This is a genomic window from Pseudomonas sp. HS-18 (assembly GCF_020401845.1).
GTDB lineage: Bacteria > Pseudomonadota > Gammaproteobacteria > Pseudomonadales > Pseudomonadaceae > Pseudomonas > Pseudomonas nitroreducens.
Genome location: NZ_CP084413.1, coordinates 3,638,513 through 3,657,596 on the forward strand (window position 1 = coordinate 3,638,513; position 19,084 = coordinate 3,657,596).

Annotated in this window: 15 protein-coding genes and 1 pseudogene; 14 read left to right on the top strand and 2 right to left on the bottom strand. The window is 64.6% G+C overall.

Going from position 1 to position 19,084, the window contains the following annotated elements; genetic code table 11:
- The first annotated feature begins 19 nt into the window (after positions 1-19).
- The 13 genes from ndhC to nuoN all read left to right on the top strand — a co-directional run bounded on the left by ndhC (position 20) and on the right by nuoN (position 14,892).
- Positions 20-433: an NADH-quinone oxidoreductase subunit A gene (gene ndhC / locus LDJ84_RS17035; RefSeq protein ID WP_015477476.1), complete on the top strand. Its 414-nt coding sequence runs from the start codon at positions 20-22 to the stop codon at positions 431-433.
- Between the two features lie 10 nt (positions 434-443).
- A complete protein-coding gene (locus LDJ84_RS17040; protein WP_017517109.1) occupies positions 444-1,121 on the top strand; it encodes a NuoB/complex I 20 kDa subunit family protein in 678 nt (225 codons plus the stop codon).
- Between the two features lie 59 nt (positions 1,122-1,180).
- Positions 1,181-2,962 carry an NADH-quinone oxidoreductase subunit C/D gene (gene nuoC, locus LDJ84_RS17045; protein WP_084359190.1) on the top strand — a complete coding sequence of 594 codons (1,782 nt, stop codon included), beginning with the start codon at positions 1,181-1,183 and terminating at the stop codon, positions 2,960-2,962.
- Positions 2,959-3,459 (top strand): NADH-quinone oxidoreductase subunit NuoE, encoded by a 501-nt coding sequence (gene nuoE, locus LDJ84_RS17050; RefSeq protein ID WP_169887231.1) that lies wholly within the window; start codon positions 2,959-2,961, stop codon positions 3,457-3,459. The genes nuoC and nuoE overlap by 4 nt, the downstream gene beginning before the upstream one ends.
- Positions 3,456-4,805 (top strand): NADH-quinone oxidoreductase subunit NuoF, encoded by a 1,350-nt coding sequence (gene nuoF, locus LDJ84_RS17055; RefSeq protein ID WP_169938593.1) that lies wholly within the window; start codon positions 3,456-3,458, stop codon positions 4,803-4,805. Before nuoE ends, nuoF begins: the two co-directional genes overlap by 4 nt.
- Positions 4,806-4,933: 128 nt before the next feature.
- Positions 4,934-7,648: an NADH-quinone oxidoreductase subunit NuoG gene (gene nuoG, locus LDJ84_RS17060; protein ID WP_226045092.1), complete on the top strand. Its 2,715-nt coding sequence runs from the start codon at positions 4,934-4,936 to the stop codon at positions 7,646-7,648.
- Positions 7,645-8,634: an NADH-quinone oxidoreductase subunit NuoH gene (gene nuoH, locus LDJ84_RS17065; RefSeq protein WP_024765124.1), complete on the top strand. Its 990-nt coding sequence runs from the start codon at positions 7,645-7,647 to the stop codon at positions 8,632-8,634. The genes nuoG and nuoH overlap by 4 nt, the downstream gene beginning before the upstream one ends.
- Before the next feature lie 11 nt (positions 8,635-8,645).
- Positions 8,646-9,194, top strand: coding sequence for an NADH-quinone oxidoreductase subunit NuoI (gene nuoI, locus LDJ84_RS17070; RefSeq protein WP_024765123.1), 549 nt, complete (start codon positions 8,646-8,648; stop codon positions 9,192-9,194).
- Between the two features lie 11 nt (positions 9,195-9,205).
- Positions 9,206-9,706: an NADH-quinone oxidoreductase subunit J gene (gene nuoJ / locus LDJ84_RS17075; protein ID WP_024765122.1), complete on the top strand. Its 501-nt coding sequence runs from the start codon at positions 9,206-9,208 to the stop codon at positions 9,704-9,706.
- Positions 9,707-9,710: 4 nt separating this feature from the next.
- Entirely contained in the window at positions 9,711-10,019 is a 309-nt protein-coding gene (gene nuoK / locus LDJ84_RS17080) for an NADH-quinone oxidoreductase subunit NuoK (RefSeq protein WP_024765121.1), read from the top strand.
- On the top strand, positions 10,016-11,863 hold the full coding sequence (gene nuoL, locus LDJ84_RS17085) for an NADH-quinone oxidoreductase subunit L (protein WP_054909447.1): 1,848 nt from the start codon (positions 10,016-10,018) through the stop codon (positions 11,861-11,863). Before nuoK ends, nuoL begins: the two co-directional genes overlap by 4 nt.
- 28 nt (positions 11,864-11,891) lie before the next feature.
- On the top strand, positions 11,892-13,421 hold the full coding sequence (nuoM, locus tag LDJ84_RS17090; RefSeq protein WP_037012466.1) for an NADH-quinone oxidoreductase subunit M: 1,530 nt from the start codon (positions 11,892-11,894) through the stop codon (positions 13,419-13,421).
- A 7-nt stretch (positions 13,422-13,428) separates the two neighbouring features.
- Positions 13,429-14,892 carry an NADH-quinone oxidoreductase subunit NuoN gene (nuoN, locus tag LDJ84_RS17095; RefSeq protein ID WP_024765119.1) on the top strand — a complete coding sequence of 488 codons (1,464 nt, stop codon included), beginning with the start codon at positions 13,429-13,431 and terminating at the stop codon, positions 14,890-14,892.
- Between the two features lie 152 nt (positions 14,893-15,044).
- Here nuoN and LDJ84_RS17100 read toward each other — a convergent pair whose 3' ends face one another.
- Both LDJ84_RS17100 and LDJ84_RS17105 read right to left on the bottom strand, forming a co-directional pair.
- Positions 15,045-16,112, bottom strand: a complete 1,068-nt coding sequence (locus LDJ84_RS17100) for an AI-2E family transporter (RefSeq protein ID WP_226045093.1) — start codon at positions 16,110-16,112, stop codon at positions 15,045-15,047.
- Between the two features lie 106 nt (positions 16,113-16,218).
- On the bottom strand, positions 16,219-17,538 hold the full coding sequence (locus LDJ84_RS17105) for a Na+/H+ antiporter family protein (protein ID WP_226045094.1): 1,320 nt from the start codon (positions 17,536-17,538) through the stop codon (positions 16,219-16,221).
- A 511-nt stretch (positions 17,539-18,049) separates the two neighbouring features.
- Between LDJ84_RS17105 and LDJ84_RS30950 the strand changes: the two are divergent.
- A pseudogene (locus tag LDJ84_RS30950) lies at positions 18,050-19,069 on the top strand (chemotaxis protein); the annotation flags it as partial.
- Positions 19,070-19,084: the final 15 nt, after the last annotated feature.

Genomic DNA, 19,084 nt, shown 5'->3' on the forward strand with positions numbered 1-19,084 from the left:
TGTAGGAAGGAGTATCGGCATGCCCAATCCAGCTGAACTTGCAGCTCAACACTGGGGACTCGCCGCCTTCCTTTTAGGAGTGCTGGGCCTGCTCGGCTTCATGCTAGGGGTTTCCAGCCTGCTTGGCAGTAAGGCATTTGGTCGCAGCAAGAACGAGCCGTTCGAATCCGGCATCGTCCCCACCGGCAGCGCCCGCCTGCGTCTGTCGGCAAAATTCTATCTGGTCGCGATGCTCTTCGTGATCTTCGACGTCGAAGCCCTCTTCCTTTTCGCCTGGTCAGTGTCCGTCCGTGAAAGCGGCTGGGCCGGTCTGATCGAGGCAACCATTTTCATAGCAATTCTGTTGGCAGGTCTTGTCTACCTGTGGCGTATCGGCGCGCTCGATTGGGCGCCGGCGGCACGCCGCGCACGGCAGGCGAAGCTAAAACAATGAGGCTTTGGCGATGCAATACAAACTTACCCGGATCGATCCGGATGCGCCCAATGATCAATACCCGATCGGCCAGCGCGAAACGGTAGAAGACCCGCTCATCGAAGGGCAGGTCCACAAGAACATCTTCATGGGCAAGCTCGAGGATGTTCTCAACGGTGCGGTGAACTGGGGTCGCAAGAACTCCCTGTGGCCGTACAACTTCGGGCTGTCCTGCTGCTACGTGGAGATGACCACGGCGTTCACCGCGCCGCACGACATCGCCCGTTTCGGCGCCGAAGTGATCCGTGCATCGCCGCGCCAGGCTGACTTCATGGTCATCGCCGGCACCTGCTTCATCAAGATGGCTCCGGTCATCCAGCGCCTGTACGAGCAGATGCTGGAACCCAAGTGGGTGATCTCGATGGGGTCGTGCGCCAACTCCGGCGGCATGTACGACATCTACTCGGTCGTTCAGGGGGTCGACAAGTTCCTCCCCGTGGACGTGTACATCCCCGGCTGCCCGCCCCGTCCGGAGGCGTTCCTGCAAGGCCTGATGCTGCTGCAGGAATCCATCGGCCAGGAGCGTCGTCCGTTGTCCTGGGTTGTAGGCGATCAAGGCGTCTATCGCGCTGACATGCCTGCCCAGAAGGATCTCAAGCGCGAACAGCGCATTGCGGTCACCAACCTGCGCAGCCCCGACGAAGTGTGATCCGGCCCTCCACGAGAGGCCCGTTTTCACTCCACCGTTGACCGAGTGACTTAAAGACTATGAATGCAGACTCCGCTCTGTACATCCCGCCTTACAAGGCAGACGACCAAGACATCGTCGTCGAACTGAATTCCCGCTTTGGCGCCGAGGCCTTCACCGTCCAGGCCACCCGCACCGGCATGCCGGTGCTCTGGGTCGCCCGTGAGCGCCTGATCGACGTCCTCACCTTCCTGCGCAATGTGCCCAAGCCGTACGTCATGCTCTATGACCTGCACGGTGTGGACGAGCGCCTGCGCACCCACCGTCGCGGCCTGCCGGGCGCCGATTTCAGCGTGTTCTACCACCTGATGTCGCTCGAGCGTAACAGTGACGTGATGATCAAGGTGGCCTTGTCCGAAGGCGACCTGAACCTGCCCACCGCCACCCGTATCTGGCCGAACGCCAACTGGTACGAGCGTGAGGTCTGGGACATGTACGGGATCACCTTCACCGGTCACCCGCACCTGACCCGCATGCTGATGCCGCCGACCTGGGAAGGTCACCCGCTGCGCAAGGACTACCCGGCGCGCGCCACCGAGTTCGATCCCTACGCGCTGTCCGCCGCCAAGCAGGACCTCGAGCAGGAAGCCCTGCGCTTCAAGCCCGAAGACTGGGGCATGAAGCGTCACGGCGAGAACGAGGACTTCATGTTCCTCAACCTCGGCCCGAACCACCCGTCCGCGCACGGTGCGTTCCGCATCATCCTGCAACTGGATGGTGAAGAGATCCTCGATTGCGTTCCGGAGATCGGCTACCACCACCGTGGCGCCGAGAAGATGGCCGAGCGCCAGTCCTGGCACAGCTTCATTCCGTACACCGACCGTATCGACTACCTCGGCGGCGTGATGAACAACCTGCCGTACGTGCTCTCGGTCGAGAAGCTCGCCGGCATCAAGGTGCCGCAGCGCGTCGACGTCATCCGCATCATGATGTCGGAGTTCTTCCGCATCCTGAACCACCTCCTCTATCTGGGTACCTACATCCAGGACGTGGGTGCGATGACCCCGGTGTTCTTCACCTTCACCGACCGCCAGCGCGCCTACAAGGTCGTCGAAGCCATCACCGGCTTCCGCCTGCACCCGGCCTGGTACCGCATCGGCGGCGTCGCCCACGACCTGCCGCGCGGCTGGGACAAACTGGTCCGCGAATTCCTCGACTGGATGCCCAAGCGCCTGGACGAGTACGAAACCGCCGCCCTGAAGAACAGCATCCTGCGTGGCCGTACCATCGGCGTTGCCCAGTACAACACCAAGGAAGCGTTGGAATGGGGCACCACCGGCGCCGGCCTGCGCGCCACCGGCTGCGATTTCGACCTGCGCAAGGCCCGCCCCTACTCCGGCTACGAGAACTTCGAGTTCGAAGTGCCGCTGGCGGCCAACGGTGACGCCTACGACCGCTGCATGGTCAAGATGGGCGAGATGCGCCAGAGCCTGCGCATCATCGAGCAGTGCCTGAAGAACATGCCCGAAGGCCCGTACAAAGCCGACCACCCGCTGACCACGCCGCCGCCCAAAGAGCGCACGCTGCAGCACATCGAGACCCTGATCACCCACTTCCTGCAGGTTTCCTGGGGCCCGGTCATGCCGGCCAACGAAGCCTTCCAGATGGTGGAAGCGACCAAGGGCATCAACAGCTACTACCTGACGAGCGATGGCAGCACCATGAGCTACCGGACCCGCATCCGGACGCCCAGCTTCGCGCACCTGCAGCAGATTCCGTCGGTGATCAACGGCAGCATGATCGCTGACCTGATCGCCTATCTGGGCAGTATCGACTTCGTTATGGCCGACGTGGACCGCTGATCATGAGTACCCTTATCCAGACTGATCGTTTCGAACTCAGCGAAACCGAGCGCTCGGCCATCGAGCACGAGATGCATCACTACGAGGACTCCCGCGCGGCGTCCATCGAAGCCCTGAAGATCGTCCAGAAGCAGCGCGGCTGGGTGCCGGACGGCGCCATTCCGGCCATCGCCGACATCCTCGGCATCCCGGACAGCGACGTCGAAGGCGTCGCTACCTTCTATAGCCAGATCTTCCGCCAGCCGGTCGGCCGCCACATCATCCGCGTCTGCGACAGCATGGTCTGCTACATCGGCGGCCACGAGTCCGTCGTTGGCGAAATCCAGAAGCAGCTGGGCATCGGCCTCGGCCAGACCACCGCCGACGGCCGCTTCACCCTGCTGCCGGTGTGCTGCCTGGGCAACTGCGACAAGGCCCCGGCGATGATGATCGACGACGACACCTTCGGCGACCTGCGTCCCGACGGCGTCGCCAAACTGCTGGAGGCCTACGCATGAGTCGCCTCACCTCCTACGGCACGCCCAATCGCACCGCGCGCGCGGCCGAAACCCATCCGCTGACCTGGCGCCTGCGTGACGACGGCGCCCCGGTCTGGCTGGAGGAGTACCAGTCGAAGAATGGCTATGCCGCCGCGCGCAAGGCGCTGGCCGAGATGGCCACCGACGACATCGTCCAGACGGTCAAGGACTCCGGCCTGAAAGGCCGCGGCGGTGCGGGCTTCCCCACCGGCGTGAAGTGGGGCCTGATGCCCAAGGATGAATCCCTCAACATCCGCTACCTGCTGTGCAACGCGGACGAGATGGAACCCAACACCTGGAAAGACCGCATGCTCATGGAGCAGCTGCCGCACCTGCTGGTGGAAGGCATGCTGATCTCCGCGCGCGCCCTCAAGGCCTACCGCGGCTACATCTTCCTGCGCGGCGAGTACGTCGACGCGGCCCGTAACCTGAACCGCGCCATCGAGGAAGCCAAGGCCGCCGGCCTCTTGGGCAAGAACATCCTCGGCAGCGGTTTCGATTTCGAGCTGTTCGTCCACACCGGCGCCGGTCGCTACATCTGTGGCGAAGAGACCGCGCTGATCAACTCGCTGGAAGGCCGCCGTGCCAACCCGCGTTCCAAGCCGCCCTTCCCCGCCGCCGTTGGCGTCTGGGGCAAGCCGACCTGCGTGAACAACGTCGAGACCCTGTGCAACGTGCCGGCGATCGTCGAGCACGGCGTCGACTGGTACAAGGGCCTCGCCCGTCCGGGCAGCGAAGACATGGGCACCAAGCTCATGGGCTTCTCCGGCAAGGTGAAGAACCCCGGCATCTGGGAACTGCCCTTCGGCCTTCCGGCCCGCGAGCTGTTCGAGGACTACGCCGGCGGCATGCGCGACGGCTACAAACTCAAGGCCTGGCAGCCGGGCGGCGCCGGTACCGGCTTCCTCCTGCCGGAACACCTGGACGCGCTGTTCTACGCCGGCGGCGTCGCCAAGGTCGGCACCCGTATGGGTACCGGTCTGGCCATGGCGGTGGACGACAGCGTCAACATGGTTTCCCTGCTGCGCAACATGGAAGAGTTCTTTGCCCGTGAATCCTGCGGCTGGTGCACGCCGTGCCGCGACGGCCTGCCGTGGAGCGTGAAGGTCCTGCGCGCGCTGGAGAAAGGCGAAGGCGCCCAGGGCGACCTGGAAACCCTCGAGCAGCTCGTCAACTTCCTCGGCCCCGGCAAGACCTTCTGTGCCCACGCACCGGGTGCCGTCGAGCCGCTGGGCAGCGCACTGAAGTATTTCCGTCCCGAGTTCGAAGCGGGCATTTCCCGCCAGGCTCAGGCCGTACAAGCACCGCAGACCGTCGGCGCTTGATGCTTTGATCGCCGGGCGCTGCGCCCGGCGTTGTTTCGTTGCAGTGCCGCGGCGTGCCGCCGGCCCGATGAAACCGTGATTTCTATTAGCCACGCCCGCTGACAACGGGCCAACGAAGACTTAGACCCATGGCCACGATCCACGTAGACGGCAAGACGTTAGAAGTCGACGGAGCGGACAACCTGTTGCAGGCCTGCCTCTCCCTCGGTCTCGACATCCCCTACTTCTGCTGGCACCCGGCGCTCGGAAGCGTCGGCGCATGCCGCCAGTGCGCGGTCAAGCAGTACACCGACGAGAACGACAAACGCGGTCGTCTCGTCATGTCCTGCATGACTCCCGCCACCGACAACACCTGGATTTCCATCGAGGACGAAGAGGCCAAGCAGTTCCGCGCCAGCGTCGTCGAATGGCTGATGACCAACCACCCGCACGACTGCCCGGTCTGCGAGGAAGGCGGTCATTGCCACCTGCAGGACATGACGGTGATGACCGGCCACAACCAGCGCCGGTACCGCTTCACCAAGCGCACCCACCAGAACCAGGAGCTCGGCCCGTTCATCGCCCACGAGATGAACCGCTGCATCGCCTGCTACCGCTGCGTCCGTTACTACAAGGACTACGCTGGCGGCACCGACCTGGGCGTCTACGGCGCGCACGACAACGTCTACTTCGGCCGTATTGAGGACGGTGTTCTGGAGAGCGAATTCTCCGGCAACCTGACCGAGGTCTGCCCGACCGGCGTGTTCACCGACAAGACCCACTCCGAGCGCTACAACCGCAAGTGGGACATGCAGTTCGCCCCGAGCATCTGCCATGGCTGCTCCAGCGGCTGCAACATCAGCCCCGGCGAGCGTTACGGTGAAATCCGCCGCATCGAGAACCGCTACAACGGCTCGGTGAACCACTACTTCCTGTGCGATCGCGGCCGCTTCGGCTACGGCTACGTCAACCGCGAAGACCGCCCACGCCAGCCGCAGCTGATGCTGAGCAAGCAGAAGCTCTCGCTGGATGGCGCCCTCGACCAGACCGCTGCCCTGCTCAAGGGCCGCAAGGTCATCGGTATCGGTTCGCCGCGTGCCAGCCTGGAAAGCAACTACGCCCTGGCCGAGCTGGTCGGCGCGCAGAACTTCTACAGCGGCATCTCCGCTGACGAACTGCAGCGTCTGCAACTCGTACTGAAGGTGATGCAGGACGGCCCGCTGCCGGTGCCGACCATCCGTGATATCGAAGACCACGACGCGGTGTTCGTGCTCGGCGAAGACCTGACCCAGACCGCTGCCCGTATCGCCCTGGCCCTGCGCCAGTCGGTGAAGGGCAAGGGCGAGGACATGGCCGCCGCGATGAAGATCCAGCCGTGGCTCGACGCCGCGGTGAAGACCATCGCCCAGCACGAGATGAACCCGCTGTTCATCGCCAGCCTGGATGAAACCCGCCTGGACGACGTTGCCGCCGAGTGCGTGCACGCCGCCATCGAAGACCTGGCTCGCCTGGGCTTCGCCGTCGCCCACGCGATCGACCCGAGCGCCCCGGCCGTGGCCGGCCTCGACGCCGAAGCCGCCGCCCTCGCCCAGCGCATCGCCGATGCCCTGGTCGCCGCCAAGCGTCCGCTGGTCATCTCCGGCACCTCGCTGGGCAGCAACGCCCTGATCGAAGCCGCGGCCAACATCGCCAGCGCGCTGAAGAACCGCGAGAAGAATGGCTCCCTGAGTCTGGTGGTTCCGGAAGCCAACAGCCTGGGCCTGGCCCTCTTCGGCGGTGACTCCGTGGAAGCCGCTCTCGAGCAGCTGACCTCCGGCGCCGCCGATGCCGTGGTGATCCTGGAGAACGACCTGTACCGCCGCGCCGACGCCGCCGCTGTCGATGCTGCCCTGGCCGCTGCGAAGATCGTCGTCGTCGCCGATCACCAGCAGACTGCCACCAGCGCCAAGGCCACCGTCCTGCTGCCGGCCGCCAGCTTCGCCGAAGGCGATGGCACCCTGGTCAGCCAGGAAGGCCGCGCCCAGCGTTTCTTCCAGGTCTTTGACCCGACCTACTACAACGCCGACAACCTGGTCCGCGAAGGCTGGCGCTGGCTGCACGCCCTGCACAGCACCCTCGAAGGCAAGCGTGTCGACTGGACTCAGCTGGACCACGTGATCGACGCCGTCGTCGCCGCCAAGCCGCAACTGGCCGGCATCCGCGAAGCCGCGCCGAACGCCGCGTTCCGCATCAAGGGCCTGAAGCTGGCGCGCGAGCCGCACCGCTACTCCGGCCGTACCGCCATGCGCGCCAACATCAATGTCAGCGAGCCGCGTCAGCCGCAGGACATCGACTCCGCCTTCGCCTTCTCCATGGAAGGCTACGCCGGCAGCGCCGAACCGCGTCAGCAGATTCCCTTCGCCTGGTCCCCGGGCTGGAACTCCCCGCAGGCCTGGAACAAGTTCCAGGACGAAGTCGGCGGCCACCTGCGCGCCGGCGATCCGGGCGTACGCCTGATCGAAGCCAAGGGCGAAGCCCTGTGGTTCAGCGAGATTCCTGCGCCATTCCACACCGCCGCCAGCCAGTTCAAGGTGGTGCCCTTCTATCACCTGTTCGGCAGCGAGGAGAATTCCGCCAAGGCCGCCCCGGTGCAGGAGCGCATCCCGCAGACCTACGTCACCCTGGCCAAGGCCGAGGCTGACCGTCTGGGCGTCAACGAAGGCGCGATCATCCGCCTGACCGTCAAGGGCCAGGAACTGCGCCTGCCGCTGCGCGTGAGCGAAGGGCTCGGCGCCGGCCTGGTCGCCCTGCCGATCGGTCTGCAAGGCATTCCCGCCGGTGTCATCGGCGCCGTCGCTGAAGGTCTGCAGGAGGCTGCGCAATGAGCTGGCTGACACCCGCCGTCGTCGACATCCTGATCGAGGTCATCAAGGCCATCGTCATCCTGCTCGCCGTGGTCGTCTGCGGCGCGCTGCTGAGCTGGGTCGAGCGTCGTCTGCTCGGCCTCTGGCAGGACCGCTACGGTCCGAACCGGGTCGGCCCCTTCGGTGCCTTCCAGCTCGGCGCCGACATGCTGAAGATGTTCTTCAAGGAAGACTGGACCCCGCCGTTCGCCGACAAGATGATCTTCACCCTCGCCCCCATGATCGCCATGGGTGCGCTGCTGGTCGCCTTCGTCGTCATCCCGATCACCCCGACCTGGGGTGTGGCGGACCTGAACATCGGCATCCTGTTCTTCTTCGCCATGGCTGGCCTGACCGTGTACGCGGTGCTGTTCGCCGGCTGGTCGAGCAACAACAAGTTCGCCCTCCTCGGCAGCCTGCGCGCCTCGGCCCAGACCATCTCCTACGAGGTGTTCCTGGCCCTGTCGCTGATGGGCATCGTGGCCCAGGTCGGCTCGTTCAGCCTGCGCGACATCGTCGATTACCAGGCCGAGCACATGTGGTTCATCATCCCGCAGTTCTTCGGTTTCATGACCTTCTTCGTCGCCGGCGTCGCCGTGACTCACCGTCACCCGTTCGACCAGCCCGAAGCCGAGCAGGAACTGGCCGACGGTTACCACATCGAGTACGCCGGCATGAAATGGGGCATGTTCTTCGTCGGCGAGTACATCGGCATCGTGCTGGTGTCCGCGCTGCTGGCGACCCTGTTCTTCGGCGGCTGGCACGGGCCCTTCGGCATCCTGCCGCAGATCCCGTTCATCTGGTTCGCCCTGAAAACCGGCTTCTTCATCATGATGTTCATCCTGCTGCGCGCATCCATTCCGCGCCCGCGCTATGACCAGGTGATGGCCTTCAGCTGGAAGTTCTGCCTCCCGCTGACTCTGATCAACCTGCTGGTGACCGGCGCTGTCGTGCTGGCGACCCAGTAAGGAGCAAGACAATGATCAAATACATTTTCGAAGTCGTGCATGGCACCTACACCCAGCTTCGCAGCCTGGTGATGATCTTCGGCCATGCCTTCCGCAAGCGTGACACCCTGCAATACCCGGAAGAAGCGGTATACCTGCCGCCGCGCTACCGCGGCCGCATCGTCCTTACCCGCGACCCCGATGGCGAGGAGCGCTGCGTAGCGTGCAACCTGTGCGCTGTGGCCTGCCCGGTCGGCTGCATCTCCCTGCAGAAGGCCGAGACCGACGACGGTCGCTGGTACCCCGAGTTCTTCCGCATCAACTTCTCCCGCTGCATCTTCTGCGGCCTGTGCGAAGAAGCCTGCCCGACCACCGCGATCCAGCTGACGCCGGATTTCGAAATGGGCGAGTTCAAGCGCCAGGATCTGGTCTACGAGAAGGAAGACCTGCTGATCTCCGGCCCCGGCAAGAACCCGGACTACAACTTCTACCGCGTTGCCGGCATGGCCATCGCCGGCAAGCCGAAAGGCGCCGCGCAGAACGAAGCCGAACCGATCAACGTCAAGAGCCTGCTGCCGTAAGGAGACGTCGCGTGGAATTCGCTTTCTACTTCGCCGCCGGCGTCGCCGTGCTGGCAACCTTCCGGGTCATCACCAACAGCAACCCGGTGCATGCCCTGCTTTACCTCGTGATCTCGCTGCTGGCCATTTCGATGACCTTCTTCAGCCTCGGCGCCCCGTTCGCCGGCGCCCTGGAAATCATCGTCTACGCCGGCGCGATCATGGTGCTGTTCGTCTTCGTGGTGATGATGCTCAACCTCGGCCCGGCTATCGCCGAGCAGGAGCGCAAGTGGCTCAAGCCTGGCGTCTGGATCGGCCCGGGCGCGCTGGCCGCAGTCCTGCTGGTCGAACTGCTGTGGATGCTCTCGCGCACCCCGAGCGGTGCCGGCATCGGTCACACCACCGTGGACGCCAAGGCCGTGGGCATCAGCCTGTTCGGCCCGTACCTGCTGGTCGTCGAACTGGCCTCGATGCTGCTGCTGGCGGCACTGGTCGCCGCCTACCACCTCGGCCGCCACGAAGCGAAGGACTAACACCATGAATACAATTCCTCTCGAACACGGACTGGCGCTCGCCGGTGTGCTGTTCTGCTTCGGCCTGGTGGGCCTGATGGTGCGACGCAACATCCTGTTCGTACTGATGAGCCTGGAAGTGATGATGAACGCCGCCGCGCTGGCCTTCGTGGTCGCCGGTAGCCGCTGGGCGCAGCCCGACGGCCAGGTGATGTTCATCCTGGTGCTCAGCCTGGCTGCGGCCGAGGCCAGCATCGGCCTGGCGATCCTGCTCCAGCTGTATCGCCGCTTCCATACCCTCGATATCGACGCTGCCAGCGAGATGCGCGGATGAACCTGCTGCCCCTTACTTTCCTGTTCCCCCTGGTCGGCTTCCTGCTGCTCTCGTTCTCCCGTGGCAAGTGGTCGGAAAATCTCTCGGCTCTGGTCGGTGTCGGCTCCGTGGGGCTCGCCGCCCTCTCCGCCTTCTGGGCGATCTGGAGCTTCCACAGCAACCCGCCCGAAGGTGGCGCCTACAGCCTGGTGCTGTGGCAATGGATGAGCGTTGGTGACTTCAAGACCAACTTCACCCTGTACCTGGACGGCCTGTCGGTCACCATGCTCGGCGTGGTCACCGGCGTCGGCTTCCTGATCCACCTGTTCGCCTCCTGGTACATGCGCGGTGAAACCGGTTACTCGCGTTTCTTCGCGTACACCAACCTGTTCATCGCCAGCATGCTGTTCCTGGTGCTGGGCGATAACCTGCTGTTCATGTACTTCGGCTGGGAAGGCGTGGGCCTGTGCTCCTACCTGCTGATCGGTTTCTATTACAACCACGTACCGAACGGCAACGCAGCGCTCAAGGCCTTCATCGTGACCCGCGTGGGTGACGTGTTCTTCGCCATCGGTATGTTCATCCTGTTCCAGCACCTGGGCACGCTGAACATCCAGGAGCTGCTGGTCCTGGCTCCGCAGCACTTCGCCAAGGGCGACCTGTGGATCAACCTGGCGACCCTGATGCTGCTCGGCGGCGCCGTCGGCAAGTCCGCCCAGCTGCCGCTGCAGACCTGGCTGGCCGACGCGATGGCCGGCCCGACTCCGGTCTCCGCGCTGATCCACGCCGCCACCATGGTGACCGCGGGCGTCTACCTGATCGCCCGCTGCCACGGTCTGTTCGAACTGGCTCCGAACGTCCTGGAGCTGGTCGGCATCATCGGTGCCGTGACCCTGGTCCTGGCCGGCTTCGCCGCTCTGGTACAGACCGACATCAAGCGCATCCTCGCCTACTCGACCATGAGCCAGATCGGCTACATGTTCCTGGCTCTGGGCGTCGGCGCCTGGGGTGGCGCGATCTTCCACCTGATGACCCACGCCTTCTTCAAGGCCCTGCTGTTCCTTGCCTCCGGTGCGGTGATCGTTGCCTGCCACCACGAGCAGAACATCTTCAAGATGGGCGGCCTGTGGAAGAAGCTGCCGCTGGCTTACGCGAGCTTCGTGGTCGGTGGCGCGGCGCTGTCCGCCCTGCCCTTCCTGACCGCCGGCTTCTACTCCAAGGACGAGATCCTCTGGGAAGCCTTCGCCAGCGGTCACCAGAACCTGCTGATCGCCGGTCTGGTTGGCGCGTTCATGACCTCGCTGTACACCTTCCGCCTGATCTTCATCGCCTTCCACGGCGAAGCGAAGACCGAAGCGCACGCTGGCCATGGCATCAGCCACTGGCTGCCGCTGGGTGTGCTGATCGTGCTCTCCACCTTCATCGGCGCGCTGATCACTCCGCCGCTGGCCGGCGTCCTGCCGGAAAGCGCCGGCCACGCCGGTGGTGAAGCCAAGCACAGCCTGGAAATCGCCTCGGGCGCCATCGCCATTGCCGGTATCCTGCTGGCGGGCCTGCTGTTCCTCGGCAAGCGCCGCTTCGTCAGCGCCGTCGCCCAGAGCGCACCGGGCCGCTTCTTCGGCACCTGGTGGTACCACGCCTGGGGCTTCGACTGGCTGTACGACAAGCTGTTCGTGAAACCCTACCTGCTGATCTGCCGCCTGCTGGCCGCTGACCCGATCGACAAGACCCTGGTCCTGGTCCCGCTCACCGCCCGCGGTGGCAACAAACTCCTCAGCCTCACCGAGAACGGCCGCCTGCGTTGGTACGCCGCTTCCCTGGTGGGTGGCGCCGCGCTGCTCCTCGGCGCGCTGCTGCTGGCTTAATGAATTCACGAAAGAGATTGAGCCCGACATGATTCTGCCCTGGCTAATCCTGATCCCCTTCATCGGCGGCTTCCTTTGCTGGATCGCCGAGTACACCAGCAAGACCCTGCCTCGCTGGGTCGCCCTGGGATCGATGGTCCTCACCCTGGCCCTGAGCCTGTGGGTGTGGCACACCGGTGACTTCCAACTGGCCCCGGCGCCGGGTGGCGAGCCGCAATGGACCCTGCAGTTCCAGGTACCCTGGATCGAGCGCTTCGGCATCAGCGTGCACCTGGCGATGGACGGCCTGTCCCTGCTGATGGTCGCACTGACCGGCCTGCTCGGCGTGCTGTCCGTTCTCTGCTCGTGGAACGAGATCCAGCGCCGCATCGGCTTCTTCCACCTGAACCTGCTGTGGATCCTGGGCGGTGTGATCGGCGTGTTCCTCGCCGTCGACCTGTTCCTGTTCTTCTTCTTCTGGGAAATGATGCTGGTGCCGATGTACTTCCTCATCGCGCTCTGGGGTCATAGTTCGGACGACGGCAAGAAGACCCGCATCTACGCCGCCACCAAGTTCTTCATCTTCACCCAGGCCAGTGGCCTGGTGATGCTGGTGGCGATCCTCGGCCTGGTGTTCGTGCACTACAACAGCACCGGCGTGCTGACCTTCAACTACGCCGACCTGCTGAAAACCCAGCTGCCGCCGCACACCGAGTGGATCCTGATGCTCGGCTTCTTCGTCGCCTTCGCGGTGAAGATGCCGGTCGTGCCGGTGCACTCCTGGCTGCCGGACGCCCACGCCCAGGCACCGACCGCCGGTTCCGTGGACCTCGCCGGCATCCTGCTGAAGACCGCCGCCTACGGCCTGATCCGCTTTGCCCTGCCGCTGTTCCCCAACGCCTCGGCCGAGTTCGCCCCGATCGCCATGACCCTGGGCCTGATCGGCATCTTCTACGGCGCCTTCCTGTCGTTCGCGCAGACCGACATCAAGCGTCTGGTGGCCTACTCCTCCGTGTCGCACATGGGCTTCGTGATGATCGGCATCTACTCCGGCAGCCCCCAGGCGCTGCAGGGTGTCGTGGTGCAGATGATCGCCCACGGCCTCTCCGCTGCCGCGCTGTTCATCCTGTGCGGCCAACTGTACGAGCGCCTGCACACCCGTGACATGCGCAAGATGGGCGGCCTGTGGTCGCGCATCCCTTACCTGCCGGCCGTGGCGCTGTTCTTCGCCACTGCCTCGCTGGGTCTGCCGGGTACCGGCAACTTCGTCGGCGAATTCCTGATCCTGCTGGGCAGCTTCAAGGTGGTTCCGGTGATCACCGTGATCGCCACCTTCGGCCTGGTGTTCGGCTCGGTCTACTCGCTGATCATGATCCACCGCGCGTACTTCGGCCCGTCCAAGTCCGACACCGCCATTGCCGGCCTGAACTTCCGCGAACTCTCCATGGTGCTCGGCCTGGCGGTGTTGCTGATCCTGCTCGGCGTTTACCCGCAGCCGGTTCTCGACACCTCCGCGGCCACCATGCACGGCGTCCAGCAGTGGCTGGGTGCCGCCCTTTCCACCCTGGCAGTACGGTGAGCGCGACATGACCTTCACGATTCAACACTTCATCGCGCTCCTGCCACTGCTCATCACCAGTGCCACCCTGGTGGTGGTGATGCTCGCCGTGGCCTGGAAGCGTAACCACTCGATGACCGCCACCCTCTCGGTGATCGGTCTGAACCTGGCGTTGCTGTCGATCTTCCCGGTGCTGAAAGTCACCCCGATCGAAGTCACCCCGCTGATGCTGGTGGACAACTTCGCCTGCTTCTACATGGCGCTGATCCTGGTCGCCGCCCTCGCCTGCACCACGCTCGCCCATGCGTACATGGAGAGCTTCCCGGGTAACCGCGAAGAGCTCTACCTGCTCCTGCTGCTGTCCACCGCGGGCGGCCTGGTGCTGGTCAGCGCGCAGAACCTGGCCGGTCTGTTCATCGGCCTGGAGCTGCTGTCGGTGCCGGTCTACGGCATGGTGGCCTACGCCTTCTTCAACAAGCGCACCCTCGAAGCGGGCATCAAGTACACCGTACTGTCCGCCGCCGGCTCGGCTTTCCTGCTGTTCGGCATGGCCCTGCTCTATGCCGAGTCCGGCAGCCTGAGCTTCGCCGGTATCGGTGCGTCGCTGGCCGAGGGCACCAGCCATGGCCCGCTGCTGTCCATCGGCGTCGGCATGATGGTCGTCGGCCTGGGCTTCAAGCTGTCGCTCGCACCGTTCCACCTGTGGACCCCGGACGTCTACGAAGGCGCCCCGGCTCCGGTAGCGACCTTCCTCGCCACCGCCAGCAAGGTCGCCGTGTTCGCCGTGCTGCTGCGCCTGTTCCAGATCGCTCCGGCGGCCCTGAACAACGGCCTGCTGCATGACGCCATCGCGGTCATCGCGATTGCCTCGATCCTGATCGGCAACCTGCTGGCACTGACCCAGAGCAACATCAAGCGCCTGCTCGGCTACTCGTCCATCGCCCACTTCGGCTACCTGCTGATCGCCCTGGTGGCGAGCAAGGGCCTGGCCGTGGAAGCGGTTGGCGTGTACCTGACCACCTACGTCGTCACCACCCTGGGCGCCTTCGGCGTGGTCACCCTGATGTCCACCCCGTACAGCGGCCGCGACGCCGACGCGCTGTTCGAGTACCGCGGCCTGTTCTGGCGCCGCCCGGTGCTGACCGCGGTGATGACCGTGATGATGCTGTCCCTGGCCGGCATCCCGCTGACCGCCGGCTTCATCGGCAAGTTCTACATCGTCGCCACCGGCGTCGAGTCGCAGCACTGGTGGCTGGTCGGCTCGCTGGTACTGGGCAGCGCCATCGGCCTGTTCTACTACTTGCGCGTAATGGTGACCATGTTCCTGGTCGAGCCCAACATGAAGCGCCACGACGCGCCCCTGGACTGGGCCCAGCGCGCCGGCGGCATCATGCTGGTGGCCATCGCCCTGCTCGCCTTCTTCCTCGGCGTCTACCCGCAACCGCTGCTGGATATCCTCCAGCACAGCGGCCTGGTAGCCATCGCCGGCTGAGATCGACAGGCATGAAAAACCCCGCTTCGGCGGGGTTTTTTATTGGGCGCAATTCATGCGCGGTGCCTTTTTGTAGGAGCGAGGTTGCTCGCAAATACCCTCCGCTGCGAAGCCGGGTTCGCGAGCAAGCTCGCTCCTACAGTTCTGGCGCCCTACTCCGCGCCCTTGGTCACTTCACCTTCACGGCCGGTGAACAGGTCCCACGACGCCATGAACAGCGCTGCGATCAGCGGGCCGATGACGAAGCCGTTGAGGCCGAACAGCGACATGCCACCGAGGGTGGAGATCAGCACTACATAGTCGGGCATCTTGGTGTCCTTGCCGACCAGGATGGGGCGCAGGATGTTGTCCACCAGGCCAATCACCACCACGCAGAACAGCGTCAGCACCACGCCTTGCCAGATCGCCCCGGTGAGCAGGAAGTAGGCGGCCACCGGCACCCAGATCAGCCCCGCGCCGATGGCTGGCAGCAGCGAGAGGAAGGCCATCAGCGTGCCCCAGAGCAGCGAGCCCTGGATACCGAGGAACCAGAAGATCAGGCCGCCCAATGCGCCCTGGGTCGCGGCAACGGCGATGTTGCCCTTCACCGTGGCGCGGATCACCGTGGTGAACTTGGTGAACAGGTGCTGCTTGTGCTCCGCGCTCAGCGGCATCGCCTGCTTGATTCGCCGCCCCAGCGCAGGCCCGTCGCGCAGCAGGAAGAACAGTAGGTAAAGCATGATGCCGAAGCTGATGACGAACTCGAAGGTGTTCTGGCCAATGCTGAACGCCTTGGTCGCCACCAGTTGGCTCGCCTGCATCGCGCCCGCGGAGAGTTTCTCCTGCAGGCTGGACAGGTCCGCCAGGTCGAAACGCTCCAGCAGCTGGTGCCCCCAGCCAGGCAGCGCGGCAACCGCCTGCTGGTAATAGGTGATGAAGTTCAGATCCCCCGACTTCAACCGCTGGTAAACCATCGCCCCCTCCTGCACCAGCGCACCGGCAATGAAGGTCACCGGCAGGATCACGATGAGGAAGCACACGCCGAGGGAAATCAGCGCGGCGAGGTTGTTGCGTCCGTTGAGTTTCACCCGCAGGCGGCGCTGCAACGGGGCAAAGATGATCGCCAGAATGGTGCCCCAGAAGACGGCCCCGTAGAACGGCAGCAGGATCCAGCCGAAGGCGAGTGTCACCACCAGCAGCAGGGCGAGGAACGTCCGGTATTCCAGTTTCGATTCGAACATGAGCGGGTCCATGGATGGATAAACCTGCTCATTAGTCAGCAGTTGACCCGCCAAGTGCAACTTTAAGCGCGCGATTGCCGCGCGCCAAAGCCGTGCTCCCGGTCTTTCAGAGCACCATGGCGGCCACCCAGCCGAACGCCAGCAGCGGCAGGTTGTAATGCAGGAAGGTCGGCACCACGGTGTCCCAGATGTGGTTGTGCTGGCCGTCCACGTTCAGGCCGGAGGTCGGGCCAAGGGTGGAGTCCGATGCTGGCGAGCCCGCGTCACCCAGCGCTCCTGCGGTACCGACGATGCTGACGATGGCCAGCGGGCTGAAGCCCAGGTGCACCGCCAGCGGCACGAAGATCGCCGCGATGATCGGCACCGTAGAGAACGACGAGCCGATGCCCATGGTCACCAACAACCCCACCAGCAGCATCATGAAGGCGCCCAGCGCCTTGCTGCTGCCAATCCAGCCCGCGGCGCTGTCCACCAGGCTGGCGACCTGCCCGGTGGCCGTCATCACGGCGGCGAAGCCCTGGGCGGCAATCATGATGAAACCGATCATGGCCATCATCTTCATGCCTTCGGTGAACAGGTCGTCCGCCTCCTTCCAGCGCACCACGCCGGACAGCGAGAACACCAGGAAACCCACCAGCGCGCCGAGGATCATCGAGTCCAGCAGCAGCTGCACGGCGAAGGCTGCAGCGACTGCGACGCCGGCCACGGCGAGGCTCATCTTGCTGTAGGGCGTATCGACCCGCTCAGCCTGTTCGATGCGTTCCAGATCGTAATCACGCTTGCGCCGGTAGCTGAAGCACACCGCGATCAGCAGCCCGCAGACCAAGCCCAGCGCCGGGATCAGCATGGCGTGGGTGACGTTGATGCCCTGCACGTCGACGCCCGCGCGCGCCACGTTGGCCAGCAGGATCTGGTTCAGGAAGATGTTGCCGAAACCCACCGGCAGGAACATGTAGGGCGTGATCAGGCCGAAGGTGATGACGCAGGCGATCAGCCGGCGGTCGATCTGCAGGCGCGTCAGGACGTAGAGCAGTGGCGGCACCAGCAGCGGAATGAAGGCGATGTGGATCGGCAGGATGTTCTGCGAGGCGATCGCCACCACCAGCAGCAGGGCAATCATCATCCACTTGAAGGCAGTGGAACCGTTCGCCTCGTGCCGGCCGAGCATCGCCAGGGCGCGGTCGGCCAGGGCGTGCGCCATTCCGGAGCGCGCGATGGCCACGGCGAAGGCGCCGAGCATGGCGTAGGACAGCGCCACCGTCGCACCGGCACCCAGGCCCTCGTTGAACGCCTTGAGCGTGCCGTCCATGCCCAGGCCGCCGAGCAGACCACCTGCCACTGCACCGGCGATCAGCGCGACCACCACATGCACGCGACACAGGCTCAACACCAGCATCAGGCCAATGGCGATCAACACCGCATTCATTCCAGCACTCCTTCCAGGGCTCGCCGCGCCAGGGCGCGGGCAAAAGGCGCGCACTCTGCCAAACGCTCGCCGGGGTGTCAAAACTTGAGTCGAATCAAGACGTTTCCGAGTTAGCCTGGCAGGACTTTCACGCAGACGAGCACGCTTCTTGCCTGGCTTTTCGCCGCCCGTCGGCCAGGCACGCCAGAATCGCCTGTTTTCTGGCGTTTCACCCCGTCGCGGGTCAAGAAGATGCGGGAAAGGCCGATATAGCTGGCATCCCGAGGCTTAGTTCAAACAAGGATTCCCCTCCATGCTTCTGCGCCGTCTTTCCATCCAGTGGAAGATCACCTTGCTTGCCGGGCTCTGCCTGCTCGGCGTCGTCTCGCTGCTGTCCGGGCTGTCCGTTTACCGCACCCAGCACAGCACCGCGCTGGTCAAGCAATCGAGCACGCAGATGCTCGACGAAGCAGCCAAGGCCCGCCTGCAATCGCGCGGTGAAGTCCAGGCCATGCGCATCCAGCGCTACATCATGGACGCCTATCAATATGGCAAGGGTTTCTCACGGCAGGTGCTGTTCCTGCGTGACCAGGCGCAGAAGCGCTTCCTCGACGCCTACGACCTGCGCGAGGACCTGACCCGCCAGGTGAAGACCGCGCTGGAAGGCAACCCGGAACTGCTCGGCCTCTACGTCGCCTTCGAACCCGACGCGCTGGATGGCAAGGACAAGCTGTTCGCCGGCCAGGGCGAACTGGGCAGCAATGATGCCGGTCGCTTCTCCATCTACTGGTCCCAGGCCACGCCGGGTCACCTCGAGTCCGAGGCCATGGCCGAATCGCTGCTCAACGACACCAGCCCCGGCCCGAGTGGCAGCGCCTACAACGCCTGGTTCACCTGTCCCAAGACCACCGGCCGACCTTGCGTGCTCGACCCCTACTTCGATGAAGTGGGCAAGAAGAAGATGCTCATGACCAGTATCGCCTTCCCCCTGGAACTGGACGGCAAGGTCATCGGCGTCATGGGCCTGGATATCAGCATGGAGAAGCTGCAGGAAATCGCCTTAGAAGGCAGCCGGGAACTCTATGATGGCCAGGGCCGCGTCAGCATCGTCAGCGCGGCCGGCCTGCTCGCCGGTCACAGCGCGGATGCCTCGAAGCTGAGCAAGAACCTCAAGGAGGTCTACCCCAACCAGGGCGCCGACCTGTTGCAAGCCATCGCCGCCAACCATGAGCAGGTGTTCCGCCACGACGACCAGTTGCGCGTAGTCGAGCCGTTGCAGCCGATTCCCGGCTCCAAACCCTGGGGCGTACTGCTGGAAGTCCCCCAGAACGTCCTGCTGGGCCCGGCCATCGAACTGCAGAACGAGTTGGATAACCAGCGTGTGCAGGGCACCGTCTCGCAGCTGGGCTTCGGCCTGATCGCCGTAGTGATCGGCCTGTTCGCCATGTGGCTCACCGCCCGCGGCGTGACCCGGCCGATCCTCGGTGTGGCCGCCATGTTGCGCAACATCGCCAGCGGCGAAGGCGACCTGACCAAGCGCCTGGACTACGCCGGCAAGGATGAACTG